The following is a 16,685-nucleotide window of genomic DNA, read 5'->3' as shown; positions in this document are numbered from 1 at the left end:
AATACGGACATGCAGCGGATCAGGACGACTTCGCCTTTTTGCGCCTCAGTTTCTTGGTGGTCGTCGTGGTGGCGCCGGCGGCCGGCTCCTGAGAGGGCTCTTTGCCCGCCGCCGTCCGTTTTTTGGCGGGCGCGGCCGGCGTCGGCTCCGGCTCCAGCTTGGCGGGAGCAGACGCGCCGCCGGTTGCGGCGAGACTCTCCTTCAACGCCTGCATCAAATCGATCACGTTGGCGCGTGGAGCCGCCGGAGCGACAGCCACTTCCTCTCCTTTCCGCTTGTTCTCGATCATCGCCTGCAGTTGGCTGCGGTATTCGTCTTTGTACTTGGCCGGATCAAACGGCGTCGTCATGTTGCGGATCAGCTCCGCCGCCATCTTCAGCTCGTTGTCAGCCAGCGGGACGTCCGCTTCGGGAAGCGACGGCACCTGTGAGACGGGGCGAACCTCGTCGGGATAAAAGATGGTTTCCAGCATGATGCAGTGTTCGTACAGCCGGACCACCGCCAGACTTTGGCGGTTGCGCATCGTCACGCGGGCAACGGCAATTTTCCCCGTTTCTTCCATCGCTGCCCGGAGCAGGGCGTACGCTTTTTCTCCGGTGTCCTGGGGGGAGAGAAAATAGCTTTTGTCAAAGTAAACCGGGTCGATTTCGTTCAGATCGACAAAATCGAGGATCTCGATCGCTTTCCGCGTTTCCGGGGCAATCGCTTCCAGATCCTCGTCGCGAATGATCACGAAGTTGCCCTTTTCGTATTCAAATCCCCGCACGATCTCCGACGCGTCCACTTCCCGCTGGCAGTGCGGGCACATTTTGGCGTACTTGATCGGCGTGTGGCACTCGCTGTGAAGCTGGCGAAAGCGGATGTCCCGCTCTTCCGTCGCGGTATGCATCCGCACCGGGATATTGACCAGACCAAAGCTGATCGAACCTTTCCAGACCGTGTGCATGTCAGACCTCCTGTCAGGGTTTGCTGTCCGTAGTATTTGCACTACGAGTCAGCGAGCGGGAGGAAAATGCAGGTCATTTTACTCGACAAGGCATGCTTTCTTTTTGTACAGTGAAAGCAAAAGGGGGAAGAGCGATGGACGAGCTGAAAAGCATGATCGCGGGATTGGGGCAGCAGTTGAGAGGGCTGGACGAACGGATCGGCGGGCTTGAGCAGCGAATGGGCGGGCTTGAGCAGCGGATCGGCGGGCTTGAGAAGCGAATGGGCGGGCTTGAGCAGCGAATGGACCGGTTTGAGCAGCGAATGGACCGGTTTGAGCACCGCTTGGACATCATCGAAAGCGACGTGCGCGAGATCAAGGACCAGGTGGTGCTGATCAAAGCGCAGGTCGCTCGTAACACGGAGTCGGAGGGCGTCATTCGCGATTTGCAGGAATTGGTGAAAGAGCACGACACGGATATTCGCCTGCTCAAAAAAGCGGTGGCCAACCAGTAACAGCGCCCACCTGCACATCGCGGTGAGCAGGGGAGGTGCACGCCCGGCCATAACAGGAGGAGTGTTATTTCGCATGCTGGAACCGACCGATTGTTTTTTCGCCCGTATTGCCCGGACGATCTTCCTTTTCTTGCCCGTCTGCTGAAAGACCCGGACGTGGTCCGCTTCATCGGGCACGGCAGGCCGAGAACGGATGAAGAGGTCGCCCGCTTTTACGATTGGGTGCAGCGGTCCTACGCTTCCGGCCTGGGGCTGATGGTGGCGGTACGGAAACAGGATATGCGGCCCATCGGCCATGCGGGACTGGTGCCGCAGACGGTGGACGGGAAGCCGGAGACGGAGATCGGTTACTGGATGGCGAAGGAATACTGGGGAAACGGCTACGCGTCCGAAGCGGCGAGAGCGTTTCGCGAGTACGCGGCAGCGGCGAAAGGGCTGAGGAGATTGATCTGCCTGATTCAACCGGGAAACGCCGCATCCGTACGAGTTGCCCAAAAGATCGGAATGTTCCGGGAAAAAGAGATTGTCATCAGGGAGAAACAGGTGCACGTTTACGCGTGGGAACAGTCCTGACAACGCCCGGCGCAAGGCACATCCCCGGTTGCGCTGCTTCATCATCCAGCCGATTCCGATACAAAGCCAGCCGTTTCTCATCACGGCTGGCTTTCCGTCATTTACTGCCCGTGTTTGGTCACATCAGACTGGTCGGCTTCCGACTGCATGCGGCGCGCCGCTTCCGTGCCGACGCCTGTGCGGTCGGCGAGGGACTGGGCGGCAGAGGCTTCCTGTTTTTGCTTCGACGGCCGTTTTTCTGCCATGGGGTCCGCCTCCTTTTTCGAATAGTGTGCCGCCCGGAACACAAAAAAATACCCCACCGCCATTGGCGATGAGGCAGCGGTTTAACTTCTCCCCAAGGGAGATTGGGCACGGCATGTTCCTATCAGACACGCAGCGCGCCAAAGTAAACCGCCTTTCAATTATGGGAGAGGAGAAACCGGAGGAAGAGCTTATGGGGAAACGTAAGTCTTCTCCGCGGTTGTCAGCGACACCGTTGCGTCGCTATCCATATTCTTTGCCAGACCTTCCAGCTCTTATACATGGACGGCGCAATTTTTTTCCACGGCACAATTTTACGCGGCAGACCGGTTGTGTTAGTATGAAATCATTCTCATTCTCCATACATACAAAGGTGAGGCATTATGCGAGTCATCGCAGGTGAACACAAGGGGCGCAGGCTGTTGGCCGTCCCCGGCAAAGGCACGCGGCCCACGACCGACAAGGTGAAGGAATCCATTTTCAATATGATCGGCCCGTACTTTTCCGGCGGCTGGGCCCTGGATCTCTATGCCGGAACCGGCGGGCTGGGGATCGAAGCGCTCAGCAGGGGAGCGGAACGGGCCGTTTTCGTGGAACGGGACGCAAAAGCGCATGCGGTCGTCAAGCAAAACATCGCCGCCTGCCGGCTGGAAGACCGTTCCGAGCTGTACCGCACGGATGCTTCCCGGGCGCTGAAGGCACTGGGGAAACGCGGCGTCGCGTTTGACCTGGTCTTTCTCGACCCGCCGTACGCCCAGCAAAACATTGCCGAAGACCTCCGTGTCATGCAGGAATTGGGACTGCTTGCGGACGGGGCGTGGATCGTGGCGGAACACGACAGCGCCATCCGCCTGCCGGAAACGATTGGCCGCTGTGTAGTGGAGCGCGTCGCCACCTACGGGGAGACGACGGTCACGCTCTATGCCCACGAGCTGGAAGAACACCATCACGCCGAGCAAACGGCGTCGGAAGGAGAGGCATCCATCTCATGACCATCGCAGTATGCCCAGGCAGTTTTGATCCCGTGACGAACGGACACCTCGACATCATCTCCCGCGGGGCCAAAATCTTTGACAAGGTGATCGTCGCGGTGTTGATCAACGCCAAGAAACAGTCCCTGTTCAGTGTGGAAGAACGCATCGAACTGCTGCGCGAGGCGACGGCCGGCCTGGCCAACGTGGAAGTGGAATCCTTCAACGGCCTTTTGATCGACTACGTCCGCCAGCGTCAGGCGCGGGCGGTGATTCGCGGACTGCGGGCCGTCAGCGATTTTGAGTACGAGATGCAGATGGCTTCCATCAACAAGAAGCTGGATGATCATGTCGAGACGCTGTTCATGATGACGAGCCATCGCTATTCCTTTCTCAGTTCCAGCATCGTCAAGGAACTGGCCCGGTACGGCGCCGACGTGAGCGACCTGGTGCCGCCCGTCGTGGAGCGTGCGCTGCGCGCCAAGTTTGCCGCACAATCCTGAGCGATCAATGCGGTTGGTGCCTGCTGGCGAGGCGCACGAGCAGGCTGAGCAGGGCCAATGCGGCGAGAATCACGACGGCGATCAGTCCGGAGTGAAGCAGGGTATCCCACCAGTCCATGACCGGAATCCCGGACGTGGACGGCAGAAAGACCGGGACGCTGCTTCCCCTGAACCAGGAAGATGCGGTGAGCGGTTCCCACGCCAAAAAGGTGAGCGCCGCCGAAAGGGCCGCGTGAATCGCGCGGGCGAGCAGGTACGGCGCCACCCTGAGATCCGTCTGGCCGAGGATGCTGGCCACCTGAGCATGCACGCTCAAGCCGCCCCAGGAGATGACCGCGCTGGCGATGGCCGCCTGCCAGATCATCGGGACGGATGCGGGGACTTCACTCGCGGCCTGTGCGCCAAGCGTGACCTCGAAGAGACCGGCAATGATCCCGTTGGAGAGGGCGGGCGGCAGACCGAGCGGACCGAGCAGCACCGCCAGCAGGCTGCTGAGAAACCGGGTCAGGTTGATGGTGGCGAAAAGCTGAATCAGGACGGAAAAGACGATAATGAAGCCGCCGATCATCAACAGGGTGTGCAGGGCGGACTGGACCGCTTCCCCCATCAGCCGGCCAAACGGTCGGCGGTCGCGCAGACGCGCCCGATGCATCGCCTGCAGCGCGCGGAGCGGCAGGGGAAGCCTGTTTTTTTCCAGCGGCTTGCTCAAGGGAGCGTACGGTGCGTAAAAGCGGTACATGAGCCCGATCAGGACGGCTGAGACATAATGGCTGAACGCGAGGACGACCCCGATCTGCTCGCTGTGAAAAAAGCCGATGGCGACCGCGCCGATGACGAAAAGCGGGTCCCCTGTCGTGGTAAACGACACGAGCCGTTCTCCTTCCGCCTGGGTCACGCTGCCCTGTTCCCGCAAGCGGGTCGTCAGCTTGGCCGCTACGGGATAGCCGGAGGCAAAGCCCATCGTCAGGACGAAGCCGCCCGTCCCCGGTACGTTGAAGAGCGGACGCATCAGCGGTTCCAGGAGGACGCCGGCGAAGTGGACGACACCGACGCCCATCAGAATCTCGGAGAGAACGATAAAGGGCAGGGTGGAAGGAAACACCACCTCCCACCAGATTTTCAAGCCGCGGAGCGCCGCCTCAAACGACGTCTGCGGGTGCGACACCAAAATGACGACGAGGGCAATCGCCGACAAGGCGAACAGCAGCGTAAGAAACGGAGAGCGGCGCGACATAGCTACCTCCTATACCAGCGAATGAGCAATGGGAAACCCCGGCGGGCCCTGCAGCCGGCGATGGCGGTGCCGCAGCGCTCATGGGCGGCGTGGCAAGACCGGCGACCGGCCGAGATAGTACATGTCTACGTGACCGAACCAAAAACTATGCTCCGCCCGTCTGCTTTGTCCGAAAGGATCGGCGGTACCCTGCATACGTTTGTGAGAGGGGGAGTGGCGCATGGGAACAACGCGCAAACCGAAAGTGGGACTGGCGCTCGGCTCGGGAGGAGCCCGCGGCTTTGCCCACATCGGTGTGCTGAAGGCACTGGAGGCAAACGGCATCGAAGTTGACATGCTGGCCGGAAGCAGCATGGGCAGCTTGATCGCCGCCGTGTACGCCAACGGCATCGAGCCTCACATGATGGAAAAACTGGCGCTGAACCTGAAGCGAAAACATTGGCTGGATTTGACCGTTCCCAGTCTGGGTTTCGTCGCGGGCGAAAAAATCAAGCAGTTGATCCGCCTGCTGACCCATGGCAAGCGCATCGAAGAACTGCCCAAAGAGCTGGCTGTCGTCGCCACCGACATCGAGACGGGGGAACGAGTCGTCTTTCGGGAGGGACCGGTGGATCAGGCCGTTCGGGCGAGCATTTCCATCCCGGGCATTTTTGTGCCCGAACGGGTGGGAGACCGCCTGCTGGTGGACGGCGGGGTCATCGATCGGGTGCCGATCACGGTCATTCGCGACATGGGGGCCGATCTCGTCATCGCCGTCGATGTCGCCCAGTTTGACACGCCGATGAAGGTCACCACGATTTTTGACGTGATCGCCCAGACGATCGACGTCATGGAGCGGGAGATTCTGCGGCATCAGATTTTGGCTGCCGATCTCGTAATCCGTCCCGATGTTGGACACTATAGCAGTATCGCGTACACCGGCGTGGAGGAGATTATCGCACTCGGCGAACGCGCCGGACTGGACTCTGTGGAACGGATCAAGGAATTGATCGCCGACTGGGAGGCAAAGCAATGAGTGAGGAGAGGCTGATTACGCGCAACCGGACGGGCCGGGGGGCACATTCCATTCCCTGGCTGTTTGTGCTGGCCGTCGTCCTGTTGGGGATGGTGTTTTTCGTGCCGACTCCGTACTATGTGACGCGGCCCGGTTCCGCCATTGAACTGGCCCCGATGATTGACGTCGAGGGCGGGAAGAAGGACGAAACAGGGGCGTTCATGTTGACGACGGTCAGGATGGGAGAGGCCAATCTCGCCTGGTATCTCTACGCCCATCTGTCTCCCGACGCGGAGCTGATGAAAAAGGAACTGGTAGTCGGCAGCGGCGAGAGCAACGAAGACTTTACGAGACGGGAGCTGGCCGTGATGGACAACTCCCAGAAGATCGCGGAAGCCGTCGCGTTCCGCCTGGCCGGATACGATGTGAAGATCGAGAACCAGGGCGTTTGGGTGATGGGCACGATCGAGGGCATGCCGGCGAAAAACGTGCTGCAGATCGGCGACGTGATCGTGGCGGTGGACGGCCGACCGACGCGCGAAGCCAAGGATCTGCTCCACTACCTGTCGACCAAAAAGGCGGGCGACCAGGTGGAAGTGACGCTGATCCGCGACGGCAGGGAGGAAAAGCGCAAGCTGGCCCTGGCACCGCTGCCTGATTCCAAAACGCCCGGCCTCGGCATCCGTCCCGACAACAAACAAGAGATCATCGTCCCGAAGCGGGTCAGCATCACTGCCCAAGGCATCGGCGGCCCGTCGGCGGGGCTGATGATGACGCTGGAGATTTACGACCAGTTGAACAAGGAGATCGACCTGACGCGGGGATACAAGATCGCCGGGACCGGTACGATCTCGCCGGACGGTTCGGTTGGCCGAATCGGCGGCATCAACCACAAGGTCGTGGCCGCGGACCAGGCGGGAGCCGACATCTTTTTTGCGCCGGACGACGCCGAGGGGCCGGTGTCCAATTACCAGGAAGCGCTGGCGACGGCCAAGCGGATCGGGTCCCGGATGCGGGTGGTCCCGGTCAAAACCGTGGACGACGCGCTGGCTTTCCTCAAGGCGCAAAAACCGAAAGGCTCGTAATGCGGATGAGCTGTCAAGGAAAATTGGTTGACAAAGCAAAGGGCAAAGGCTATAATCATCCTTGTTGTGCTTGAGGTGAAAAGGTGTGAACATCAAAGTAAGCGATTTGGACCATCGAAAAGGTGAGCCGCTGCCGTTTCGGCTGACGCTGGACGCCGACGAGCTGAAGCGCCGCCATCAGGAGATTCGCGGGCTGACCCCTGTCGAAGCGAGCGGCGAGGCAGCCAAGCTGGGCAACCTCTATTACGTGAAAGGCGAGATGAAGTCGGACGTGGACTTTGTCTGCGCGCGATGCCTGAAGCCTTTTACCCGGCACACGGCCGTGCCTTTTGCGGAAACCTTCGCCTCCGCCGATTCAGCGGAGGGAGAGGACGAAGAAAGCGACATTCTGCCGCTGGAAGGCGACGAGATCGAACTGGACCCGCTGCTGCAGGAAGATTTCCTGCTCGCCATGCCCGCCTTTCCCCTGTGCGAAGAAGACTGCAAAGGACTGTGTCCCACGTGCGGAGTGAATCGGAACGAGCAGGCGTGCGGGTGCAAAAACGAGCGGATCGATCCGCGTTTGGCCGGACTGGCTGACTTCTTCAAAGACAGCAAGTAATGCTTATGTTTTCAAGATGGGACAGCCGATCCGTCGATCGAGCGTCTCATTTTTGAAGGATGGCGGAAGCGTTCGCGCCTTTACCATCCACCCAATAGAGCTTCTTAGCATTTGCCAGTTGAAGGAGGTGTAAGGAAGATGGCAGTACCTCAGCGGAGAACTTCCAAAACCCGTAAAAGAATGCGTCGTACGCACTTCAAATTAGAGATTCCAGGCATGATCAAATGCGATAACTGTGGCGAATACAAGCTTGCGCATCGCGTTTGCCCGAGCTGCGGACACTATAAAGGTGTAAAAGTAGCGAAGTAAGAAAAAGCAGGGTGAGAAATCACCTTGCTTTTTTCATTTTGGGGGACGGGAGAAGCCGGAGGTCCCGGCTCTTGTCGTTCATGCCCCGTATTCGCGCGAGGTCCATGCCCGATTCCGCACAAGGTCTCCTTGAAAACGCGGAAAAACATCCACGTTCCGAGTAATATCGCTTATATTTACTTACAAACACTTGTTTTTACTTGTGTGTTTGCCGTACATCGCTTACAATGAAAGTAGAAGAATAAGGCCGACGAATGGACGGAGTTGAACCCTGGATGTATCAGGAAGAGAGGCTGGCCGCGATTATGCGGCATCTGGAACAACATCGGCGCATCAGCGTGCAGGAGATTGTGGAACACTTCGGCGTATCCCGCGATACGGCCAGGCGCGACATCGTCAAGCTGGAGGAGCGGGGAGCCATCTTGCGGACGCGCGGCGGCGCGATCCTGCCAACGCTCTCCAAGAAGGACTACAGCTACCAGGAACGGCTGCAGATGGACGTAAGCGGGAAGCGGAAGATCGGCGAGGCGGCCGCCCGCCTCATGAAAGACGGGGACTACCTGCTGATGGATGCCTCCACCACTGTCCAGTTTGCAGCGGAATGCATGAAAACGACGGGCCATGTGGTCATTACCAATTCGTTTGAAACGGCTGCGCTCTTGGCTGGACGACCAGGCATCCAAGTAAAGCAGTTGGGCGGAGACGTACACGCCGAAGGACGGTACGTGTACGGCTCGAGAGCGGTGGAGATGCTCGCCGATTACCATGTGGACAAACTGCTCGTGGGCGCCTGTGGAATAACGGCGTCGGGGCTGGTTTCCACCTCGGAGGAGCACGGGTTTCTCATCAAGGAAATGATGAAGCGGGCGGACCAGGTAATCGTTCTCGCCGACCATTCCAAGTTTGGGCGCAGCATGCTGTACCGGATCGCCGACCTGGGCCGGATTGATCTGATCGTGACGGACCGCGCCCCCGAACAGGAGATCGCCGAGGCGCTCCGCGTCCATGAAGTGGAACTGATCGTAACCGGTTCGGAATGAATCGGACTGCAGGCGGGGATAAACTTTGTCTGGCTGGCGTGATCGGGTGAACCAGCGTGACAGCAGGCAAATTTATCAAGGGAAGCTCTCTTACGGGGCTTCCCTTTTCCATGGATTCATCTCCGCAGGGCTTCGACAGAAATCATTCCGTTCGCAGTTGGGAAGATTCGTCCTCCGCAGCATTTCCCGTTGACACCTTTTCCTCATGTTGGTAAAATCGTTCCTCTGACTCTCTGTGAAGGCTTCACATTTGTTTGCAAGCCGCCGACGCTGTGTCGAGGGGGGATCGGATGGTTTACTGGCGCATTGTCCGCAGCAGTTATCGACGCAATCTTCAGTATCGTCTGTCACATCTGGTCAACAATCTGGCAAGCGCGATCTTCGGGCTGGTCTACATCGCCATCTGGGCGGGGGTGCTGGCGGGAAAGGAAGCGAGCAGCCCGTACGACATCCGGACGATGGCCGCCTACATCAGCCTGTGTCAATGCGTGCTGTGGGTGAGCGTGTTTCTTTCCCCCGGACTGGGCATTCAGTCGGGAGTGAGAAGCGGTGCCGTCAGCCTGGATTTGATCCGGCCGGTCAACTACATGCTCTACGTCCTCAGTCACGAGCTGGGCAGAATCGCCTACAACGCCTGTTTCCGCAGCGTGCCCATCGGCCTTGTCCTGGGGATCGCGGTCGGATTCCGGCTGCCAACGCATCCGGCTGTCTGGCTGTGGACCGCATTGTCCCTGTGCCTGGCCGTCTATCTGGGACTGCTCCTCTTTTACCTGGTCGGGATCACCTCCTTCTGGACGACGGAAATCCGCTGGGCTCACTACATTCTCATGTCGCTTGTGCTCGGCATCGGCGGACAGATGATCCCCGTCGATCTGCTGCCGGGCGTGCTGGGGGAGATCGCCCCGTATCTGCCGTTCGCCGGGGTGCTTTACCAGCCCGTGGGGACCTATCTGGAAATGGCGCCGCCGACCGGCATCGCGGTGCAGGCCGCCTGGGCGCTTGCGCTGACGCTGCTGGCCCTCCGGGTGACCAAGCAGGCCCGGCGCAAAATCGAAATCCAAGGAGGGTAGCATGATTCGACTGTACCTGCGATTGATTGGTGCCAGCATCCGGGCCCAGATGCAGTACAAGCTCCACTTTTTGACGACAGCGGCAACGACCGGGATGATCATGGTCCTTGATTTTCTCGTGCTCTCCGCCATCCTCCTGCGGTTCGACCACGTCAGCGGGTGGAATGTGCATGAAGTGGGCGTGCTGTACGCCATTTCGTCGTCGGCGGTGTCCCTCTACCGGCTGTTCGCGCCGGAACTGCACGAGTTTGAACGGTATGTGCTGCAGGGCGAACTGGATCAACTGCTGATCCGCCCCCTCTCGCCGCTCGCGCTGCTGCTGACGCGAAACCTGGAGCTGGGGCGCATCGGCGGGATCGTGTAGGGGCTGGCTGTTTTTGGCGTCGCCGTCGCCGGGCTGCACGCGCAGGGGAAGCCGGTGTGGGACGTCGTGCTGTACGCGCCCGTGGCGCTGCTGGCGGGCAGCGCGATCTTTTTTGCCCTCTCGCTTGCGACCGCGACCCTCTGCTTCTGGACGCACCAGACCAAGGACCTGCAGACGTTTACCCTCTACGCCCCGGCCAACGCGTCCAACTATCCCGTCAGTCTTTATCCGGGGTGGCTGAAGGGGCTGTTCTTTTCCGTAATCCCGGTCGCCTTTGTCAACTACGTGCCGATGCGCTACCTTCTCGGCAAGGGCGGAGACTGGTATGATCCGCTCCTGACGCCGCTGGTCGCGGCGGCGTCGGTGTTTGTCGCGGTGCGCTTCTGGAACAGGGGCATTCGCGGCTATCACAGTACGGGAAGCTAGGAGGGATGCGAGATGATTGAAGCGAGAAACGTCAGCAAATCGTTTTTTCTCCCCGCGCCCAAAACGGGGCCGCTGGTTTCGCTGCGCGCGCTGTTCAGCCGCGAGCGGGTGGAGCGGAAAGCGGTGGACGACATCTCCTTTACCGTCGGCGAGGGAGAGTTCGTCGGGTACATCGGGCCGAACGGAGCGGGGAAATCGACGACGATCAAAATGCTGGCCGGCATTCTCCATCCGTCCGCCGGCAGCATCCGGGTGGCGGGGTACAGTCCGCAGACCCAGCGAATCCAGGTGGCCGGTCGGATCGGCGTCGTCTTTGGCCAGCGGACTCAGCTCTGGTGGGATCTGCCCGTCCGCGACTCGTTTGACATCCTGCAGGCGATGTACAAGGTGGACGACGTTCGTTACCGGCGGGCCGTGGAGCTGTTTCACGACCTATTAGACCTGCACGAGTTTTTTGACACACCCGTCCGCAAGCTGTCGCTGGGACAGCGGATGCGGGCCGACCTGGCCGCCGCGCTCCTGCACGATCCGCCCATCCTGTTTCTGGACGAGCCGACGATCGGGCTGGATGTGGTAGCCAAGACGCGCATCCGCGGATTTCTCCGAGAAATAAACCGGAGCCGGAGAAAAACGATTGTGCTGACGACGCACGACATGGACGACATCGAGCAGCTCTGCGACCGGATCATCGTCATCAACCACGGGAAAACAATCATGGACGGAAGCCTCGCCGACCTGCGGGCGCAAATCGGGCTGCCCAGCGTGATTCACGTGGAGTATCGCACACCACCCAGCGACATCCCGCTTCCGGAAGGCGTGGAGCGGATCGAACGGAGCGGCAGCGAAGTGACGGTGTATTTCGACAAGGGAAAAACCTCGTCCCCCCGCCTGCTGGCGGAAGTGGCCAAGTGGGGAGAGCCGCTGGACATCCGCATGAACGAGCCGAGCATCGAAGAGGTGATCAAGCGCATCTATTGACGGGGGACATCTTTCCCGTTTTTGCCGACTGCGGCGATCTTCGCTTGTCATTCCGCTGCTTCTCCCTTATACTTGATTAGTACCTGGTATTAAAAACTGCTCGCAACTTATGCGATCGAATACGGACGCCGAGGGGGTGTTACCCATCGCCCGCTTGCCAAAGAAAGACCGCCAGACCCGTTTGGTGCAGACGCTTCAGGAAAATCCCTTCGCCACTGACGAGGATCTGGCAGAGTTGTTTCAGGTCAGCATTCAAACAATACGGTTGGACCGCCTGGAGCTGGGCATCCCGGAACTGCGGGAGCGGATCAAGTCGGTGGCGGAAAGGAGCCTGGACCCGGTCAAATCGCTGGGGATTGACGAAGTGATCGGGGAAATTGTCGACCTGCAGCTCGACGTACAGGCCATCTCCGTGTTGGAAATCAAGGAAGAACATGTCTTTGCACGGACGCAAATCGCCCGTGGACACTACATATTCGCCCAGGCCAACTCGCTGGCGGTGGCGGTCATCGACGCCGACGTGGCGCTGACCGCTTCTGCCCGCATCCGCTTTGTCCGTCCGGTCCGGCTGGGGGAAAAGCTGGTGGCCAAGGCCGTTGTGCGCAGCCGAAACGGGGACGAATGCAAAGTGCGGGTGGAGACCAAGGTGCAGGGAGAGCTGGTCTTTACCGCCACGTTCCGCGTCGTCGGCATGTCCGATGTCGCAAAGCGAAATGGATGACAGCATAAGGAGGAGACACGGTTGCGAATTGCATTGGATGCGATGGGAGGCGACAACGCGCCGCGCAGCACGGTGCTGGGCGCTTTGCAGGCAGTCAGGGAGGATTCGTCGCTTGAGGTTGTGCTGGTCGGCGACGAGCAGGCGATTCGACGCGAACTTCCGGGGGAGCTTCCTGCAGGATTGGAAATCCACCCGGCGTCAGAAGTCATTGAACCGGACGACGAACCGGTACGGGCCGTCCGGCGCAAAAAAGGGGCGTCGCTCGTGGTGGCCGTCGAACTGGCCCGGGAAGGAAAAGTGGACGCGGCCATTTCGGCGGGCAATACGGGAGCGTTGATGACGGCCGGCCTGCTGTACGCGGGACGTATGGAAGGCATCGAGCGGCCGGCGCTGGCGGCGTTTATCCCCAATATCAAGGGGAGGGCGACGCTGACGCTTGACGTGGGAGCCAACATGGACGCCAAGCCCCATCATCTCTTCCAATACGCCGTGATGGGCAGCCTGTACGCGGAAAAAGTGCTCGGCTTCGAACGCCCGACGGTCGGTCTCTTGAACGTCGGGACCGAAGAGGGCAAGGGGAACGAACTGACCAAGGCCGTCTTTCCGCTGCTGGCCCAGGCCGACCTGCACTTCGTCGGCAACGTGGAGGCGCGCGACGTGATGCAGGGAGCGTGCGACGTGCTGGTCTGCGACGGCTTTGTCGGCAACGTGCTGTTGAAGGCGATGGAAGGCACGGCTTCCACGATCTTTTCCGTGCTCAAGCAGGAGTTTACTTCCAGCCTGATTAATAAAGTAGGTGCGGCCATGTTGAAACCGAGCCTGGTCCGCTTCAAGCAGCGGATGGATTACGCCGAATACGGCGGCGCTCCGCTGTTGGGACTGCGCCGGCCCGTGATCAAGGCGCACGGATCGTCCGACGAGCGCGCGATCAAAAACGCGATTGCCAGCGCCGTCCGCTTTGTGGCTGAGGATGTGAACGGGTTTATTCAAGACGCACTGCAGAAAAACAAATCGGGAGAAAGCGAGTGAAACCAATGAAGGAATTGCGCCCCGTAGGGATTTTGGCGACAGGTTCCTACACGCCGGAGAGGGTGTTGACCAATTTTGACCTGGAAAAAATGGTAGAAACGTCAGATGAGTGGATCGTCACTCGCACCGGAATCCGCGAGCGCCGCATCAGCGCACCGGATCAGGCGTCGTCCGATCTGGCGTACGAAGCGGCCAAAAAAGCGCTGGCGAAAGCCAAGATCAGTCCGGAAGAGCTGGACATGATCATCGTCGCCACCGTTACGCCCGACATGATGTTCCCTTCGACCGCCTGCATCCTGCAGGAGAAGCTGGGCGCTTCCCGAGCGGCCGCGCTGGACGTATCGGCGGCCTGCACCGGGTTCCTCTACGGGATCGCCACGGGCAGCCAGTTCATTGCCAACGGAATGTACCGCTACGTGCTCGTCGTCGGGGTGGAAACCCTGTCCAAGATCACGAACTACAAGGACCGCAACACCTGCGTGCTGTTTGGCGACGGCGCCGGTGCGGCCCTGCTCGGACCGGTGGGCGAGGGCTTCGGATTCCAGGCGTTTGAGCTGGGCGCGGACGGTTCCGGCGGACCGCTCCTGTGTCAGCCTGCGGGCGGTTCGCGGATTCCGGCCTCCAGCGAATCGGTGGAAAAAAACCTGCACTACATCTCGATGACCGGCAGTGAAGTGTTCAAATTTGCCGTCCGCGTCATGAATTCGGCGACGGAAGCGGTCCTGGAGAAGTCGGGGACGCCGAAGGAAGCGATCGACCTGCTGGTTCCCCACCAGGCCAACAAGCGGATCATTGACGCGGCCATCCAGCGCTTCGGCCTGTCGGAGGACAAAGTGGCGATCAACCTGGATCGCTACGGCAACATGTCGTCCGCTTCCATCCCCGTCGCGCTGGACGAAGCGGTGGAAGAGGGGCGCCTGAAAGAAGGCGACAACGTCGTCCTCGTCGGCTTCGGCGGCGGTCTGACGTGGGGAGCGGGCCTGTTGAAGTGGTCCACCACACCGGCTTAAAGGAGGAAATCGTTCATGAGCAAAGTGGCATTTGTCTTCCCGGGACAGGGGTCCCAGTTCGTCGGAATGGGCCGGTCGCTTGCAGAACAGTCCGCAGCCGCCCGCGACGTGTTTGAACGTGCGGACGAAGCACTCGGCTTTTCGCTGTCGTCCCTCTGCTTCGAAGGACCGGAAGAAGAGCTGCGGCTGACGGTCAACACGCAGCCGGCGATCCTGACGACCAGTGTCGCGGTCCTGGCCGCGCTTCGGGAAAAACGGGCGGACGTGACGCCGGATTACGTGGCCGGCCACAGCCTGGGCGAGTATTCGGCACTGGTAGCCGCCGGGGCGATGGCGTTTGCCGACGCGGTGAAAGTGGTGCGCGCCCGCGGCCAATTTATGGAAGAAGCGGTGCCGGCCGGACAGGGAGCGATGGCGGCCGTCCTCGGCATGGAGCGGCAGGCCCTGCAGGACGTCTGCGAAGCGGTGACCGCCTCCGGCCATCCCGTTCAGCCGGCCAATATGAACGGCCCCGGACAGATCGTCATCTCTGGTACGGCGGAGGGCGTGCGGTTGGCCGGTGAGCAGGCGAAAGCGGCCGGCGCCAAACGCGTCCTGCCGCTCAATGTCAGCGGCCCGTTCCACTCCAGTCTGATGCAGCCCGCGGCGGAAAAGCTGAAGGCCGTGCTGACCGACGTGGACGTGAAAGACGCCCGGGTGCCGGTGGTGGCCAACGTGTCCGCCCGTCCGGAGACGGCAGCGGGGGCGATCGTCGACAACCTCGTGAAACAGGTGGCGGCTCCGGTACTGTGGGAGGATTCCGTCCGGTGGATGGCGGATCAGGGCGTGACCACCTTTGTGGAGATCGGCCCGGGCAAGGTGCTGGCCGGCCTGATCAAAAAGATTGCGCCGGCGGGGACGACCATCGTTTCCGTTCAGGATATGGAATCGTTACATGAACTGTTGAACGGAGGGGTATTATGCTAGCAGGCAAAACCGCGCTGGTCACCGGCGCTTCCCGCGGCATCGGCCGTGCGATCGCGCTTCGGCTGGCGGAAGCGGGGGCCAACGTCGTGGTCAACTACGCCGGAGGTGAGGCGGCGGCCGCGGAAACGGTGGCCAAGGTGAAGGAACTGGGGCGCGAGGCGATCATGATCCGCGCCAACGTGGCCAACGCCGAAGAAGTAAACGAGATGTTCAAAGAGGCGCTGGAGCGCTTCGGCACCATTGACATTCTCGTCAACAACGCCGGCATCACGCGCGACAATCTGCTGATGAGGATGAAAGAGGAAGAGTGGGACGAGGTGATCGCCACCAACCTGAAAGGCGTCTTCAACTGCCTGAAAGCGGCCACCCGTCCGATGATGAAACAGCGTTCCGGCAAGATCATCAACATCACCTCCGTCGTCGGCGTGCTGGGCAACCCCGGCCAGGCCAACTACGTGGCAGCAAAGGCCGGCGTGATCGGATTGACGAAGACGGCCGCGCGCGAACTGGCGTCCCGCGGCATTACCGTAAACGCGGTCGCTCCCGGTTTTATCGACACAGACATGACCGCGACCCTGCCCGAGGACGTCAAGGCGTCCATGCTGGGCCAGATTCCGTTGGGCCGTCTCGGCCAGGCGGATGACATCGCCGGGGTGGTCCTGTTCCTCGCCTCGGACGCGGCCAACTACATGACCGGCCAAACCCTGCACGTGGACGGCGGCATGTACATGTGAGGCGCGCGCGACACGCACGAGCAGCAAGAGCCTGACTCAACTGGTGTTTTGCAGGCTCATCCACTATAATACGGGGAGAGGGGGTGAAGCAGAATGGCAGATACTTTGGAACGTGTGAAGAAAATCATCGTCGATCGTCTGGGTGTGGAGGAATCCAAGGTGACTTTGGAAGCTTCTTTCAAAGAGGACCTGGGTGCCGACTCTCTGGATGTTGTGGAACTCGTGATGGAGCTGGAAGACGAGTTCGATATGGAAATCTCTGACGAAGACGCTGAAAAAATCACTACTGTTGGTGAGGTTGTGGCTTACATAGAATCTCACAAGTAGTCCATTCAGTGGAAGTCCCGTGTCACGCGGGACTTCTCCCTTCACACACCCGGCTCGATTTTGCCGC

20 protein-coding genes and 1 pseudogene are annotated in these 16,685 nt (G+C 60.3%); 18 read left to right on the top strand and 3 right to left on the bottom strand.

What is annotated here, in order from left to right:
* Nucleotides 1-19: 19 nt before the first annotated feature.
* Nucleotides 20-946, bottom strand: a complete 927-nt coding sequence (gene ku / locus FOI68_RS11790) for a non-homologous end joining protein Ku (RefSeq protein ID WP_143863296.1) — start codon at nt 944-946, stop codon at nt 20-22.
* 134 nt (nt 947-1,080) lie between these two features.
* Here ku and FOI68_RS11785 point away from each other — a divergent pair, with 134 nt between their 5' ends.
* On the top strand, nt 1,081-1,440 hold the full coding sequence (locus FOI68_RS11785; RefSeq protein ID WP_143863295.1) for a hypothetical protein: 360 nt from the start codon (nt 1,081-1,083) through the stop codon (nt 1,438-1,440).
* A gap of 90 nt (nt 1,441-1,530) precedes the next feature.
* Nucleotides 1,531-2,013: a GNAT family N-acetyltransferase gene (locus FOI68_RS11780; RefSeq protein WP_255433446.1), complete on the top strand. Its 483-nt coding sequence runs from the start codon at nt 1,531-1,533 to the stop codon at nt 2,011-2,013.
* A 101-nt stretch (nt 2,014-2,114) separates the two neighbouring features.
* On the opposite strand, the gene FOI68_RS23445 is transcribed toward FOI68_RS11780, so the two are convergent.
* The gene (locus FOI68_RS23445) at nt 2,115-2,258 is read right to left on the bottom strand and encodes a hypothetical protein (protein ID WP_176703238.1); all 144 of its coding nucleotides are present in this window, start codon (nt 2,256-2,258) and stop codon (nt 2,115-2,117) included.
* Between the two features lie 381 nt (nt 2,259-2,639).
* Between FOI68_RS23445 and rsmD the strand changes: the two genes are divergently transcribed.
* On the top strand, nt 2,640-3,248 hold the full coding sequence (gene rsmD / locus FOI68_RS11770; RefSeq protein WP_044899083.1) for a 16S rRNA (guanine(966)-N(2))-methyltransferase RsmD: 609 nt from the start codon (nt 2,640-2,642) through the stop codon (nt 3,246-3,248).
* Nucleotides 3,245-3,730 carry a pantetheine-phosphate adenylyltransferase gene (gene coaD, locus FOI68_RS11765; protein WP_065066716.1) on the top strand — a complete coding sequence of 162 codons (486 nt, stop codon included), beginning with the start codon at nt 3,245-3,247 and terminating at the stop codon, nt 3,728-3,730. Before rsmD ends, coaD begins: the two co-directional genes overlap by 4 nt.
* Before the next feature lie 4 nt (nt 3,731-3,734).
* On the opposite strand, the gene ylbJ is transcribed toward coaD, so the two are convergent.
* Complete coding sequence (ylbJ, locus tag FOI68_RS11760; protein ID WP_143863293.1) at nt 3,735-4,964, bottom strand: sporulation integral membrane protein YlbJ; 1,230 nt, start codon at nt 4,962-4,964, stop codon at nt 3,735-3,737.
* Between the two features lie 220 nt (nt 4,965-5,184).
* On the opposite strand from ylbJ, the gene FOI68_RS11755 reads away from it, so the two are divergent.
* The 14 genes and pseudogenes from FOI68_RS11755 to acpP all read left to right on the top strand — a co-directional run bounded on the left by FOI68_RS11755 (nt 5,185) and on the right by acpP (nt 16,618).
* Nucleotides 5,185-5,979, top strand: a complete 795-nt coding sequence (locus FOI68_RS11755; protein ID WP_029100154.1) for a patatin-like phospholipase family protein — start codon at nt 5,185-5,187, stop codon at nt 5,977-5,979.
* The gene (locus FOI68_RS11750; RefSeq protein WP_143863292.1) at nt 5,976-7,043 is read left to right on the top strand and encodes a SepM family pheromone-processing serine protease; all 1,068 of its coding nucleotides are present in this window, start codon (nt 5,976-5,978) and stop codon (nt 7,041-7,043) included. Before FOI68_RS11755 ends, FOI68_RS11750 begins: the two co-directional genes overlap by 4 nt.
* Before the next feature lie 85 nt (nt 7,044-7,128).
* Nucleotides 7,129-7,644, top strand: coding sequence for a YceD family protein (locus FOI68_RS11745; RefSeq protein ID WP_143863291.1), 516 nt, complete (start codon nt 7,129-7,131; stop codon nt 7,642-7,644).
* Nucleotides 7,645-7,782: 138 nt separating this feature from the next.
* Entirely contained in the window at nt 7,783-7,953 is a 171-nt protein-coding gene (rpmF, locus tag FOI68_RS11740; protein ID WP_081656575.1) for a 50S ribosomal protein L32, read from the top strand.
* A gap of 275 nt (nt 7,954-8,228) precedes the next feature.
* Complete coding sequence (locus tag FOI68_RS11735) at nt 8,229-8,993, top strand: DeoR/GlpR family DNA-binding transcription regulator (RefSeq protein ID WP_029100157.1); 765 nt, start codon at nt 8,229-8,231, stop codon at nt 8,991-8,993.
* A 290-nt stretch (nt 8,994-9,283) separates the two neighbouring features.
* On the top strand, nt 9,284-10,063 hold the full coding sequence (locus tag FOI68_RS11730) for an ABC transporter permease (protein WP_143863290.1): 780 nt from the start codon (nt 9,284-9,286) through the stop codon (nt 10,061-10,063).
* 1 nt (nt 10,064) lies between these two features.
* Nucleotides 10,065-10,853, top strand: a pseudogene (locus FOI68_RS11725) (ABC transporter permease).
* A 12-nt stretch (nt 10,854-10,865) separates the two neighbouring features.
* Nucleotides 10,866-11,831: an ABC transporter ATP-binding protein gene (locus FOI68_RS11720; RefSeq protein WP_143863289.1), complete on the top strand. Its 966-nt coding sequence runs from the start codon at nt 10,866-10,868 to the stop codon at nt 11,829-11,831.
* A gap of 136 nt (nt 11,832-11,967) precedes the next feature.
* Nucleotides 11,968-12,552: a transcription factor FapR gene (gene fapR / locus FOI68_RS11715; protein ID WP_029100159.1), complete on the top strand. Its 585-nt coding sequence runs from the start codon at nt 11,968-11,970 to the stop codon at nt 12,550-12,552.
* Nucleotides 12,553-12,573: 21 nt separating this feature from the next.
* The gene (gene plsX, locus FOI68_RS11710) at nt 12,574-13,581 is read left to right on the top strand and encodes a phosphate acyltransferase PlsX (RefSeq protein ID WP_035294859.1); all 1,008 of its coding nucleotides are present in this window, start codon (nt 12,574-12,576) and stop codon (nt 13,579-13,581) included.
* Nucleotides 13,582-13,586: 5 nt separating this feature from the next.
* Nucleotides 13,587-14,591 carry a beta-ketoacyl-ACP synthase III gene (locus FOI68_RS11705; RefSeq protein WP_143863382.1) on the top strand — a complete coding sequence of 335 codons (1,005 nt, stop codon included), beginning with the start codon at nt 13,587-13,589 and terminating at the stop codon, nt 14,589-14,591.
* 15 nt (nt 14,592-14,606) lie between these two features.
* Nucleotides 14,607-15,557, top strand: a complete 951-nt coding sequence (fabD, locus tag FOI68_RS11700) for an ACP S-malonyltransferase (protein WP_143863288.1) — start codon at nt 14,607-14,609, stop codon at nt 15,555-15,557.
* Nucleotides 15,551-16,291, top strand: coding sequence for a 3-oxoacyl-[acyl-carrier-protein] reductase (gene fabG / locus FOI68_RS11695; protein WP_143863287.1), 741 nt, complete (start codon nt 15,551-15,553; stop codon nt 16,289-16,291). The genes fabD and fabG overlap by 7 nt, the downstream gene beginning before the upstream one ends.
* 93 nt (nt 16,292-16,384) lie before the next feature.
* A complete protein-coding gene (gene acpP, locus FOI68_RS11690) occupies nt 16,385-16,618 on the top strand; it encodes an acyl carrier protein (protein ID WP_029100164.1) in 234 nt (77 codons plus the stop codon).
* Nucleotides 16,619-16,685: the final 67 nt, after the last annotated feature.

Source organism: Brevibacillus sp. LEMMJ03, assembly GCF_007197875.1.
In the GTDB taxonomy this organism is placed as follows: Bacteria; Bacillota; Bacilli; order Brevibacillales; family Brevibacillaceae; genus Brevibacillus; species Brevibacillus thermoruber.
The sequence above is the reverse complement of the archived record's forward strand: the minus strand, read 5'-3'. Positions and strand labels throughout refer to the sequence as shown.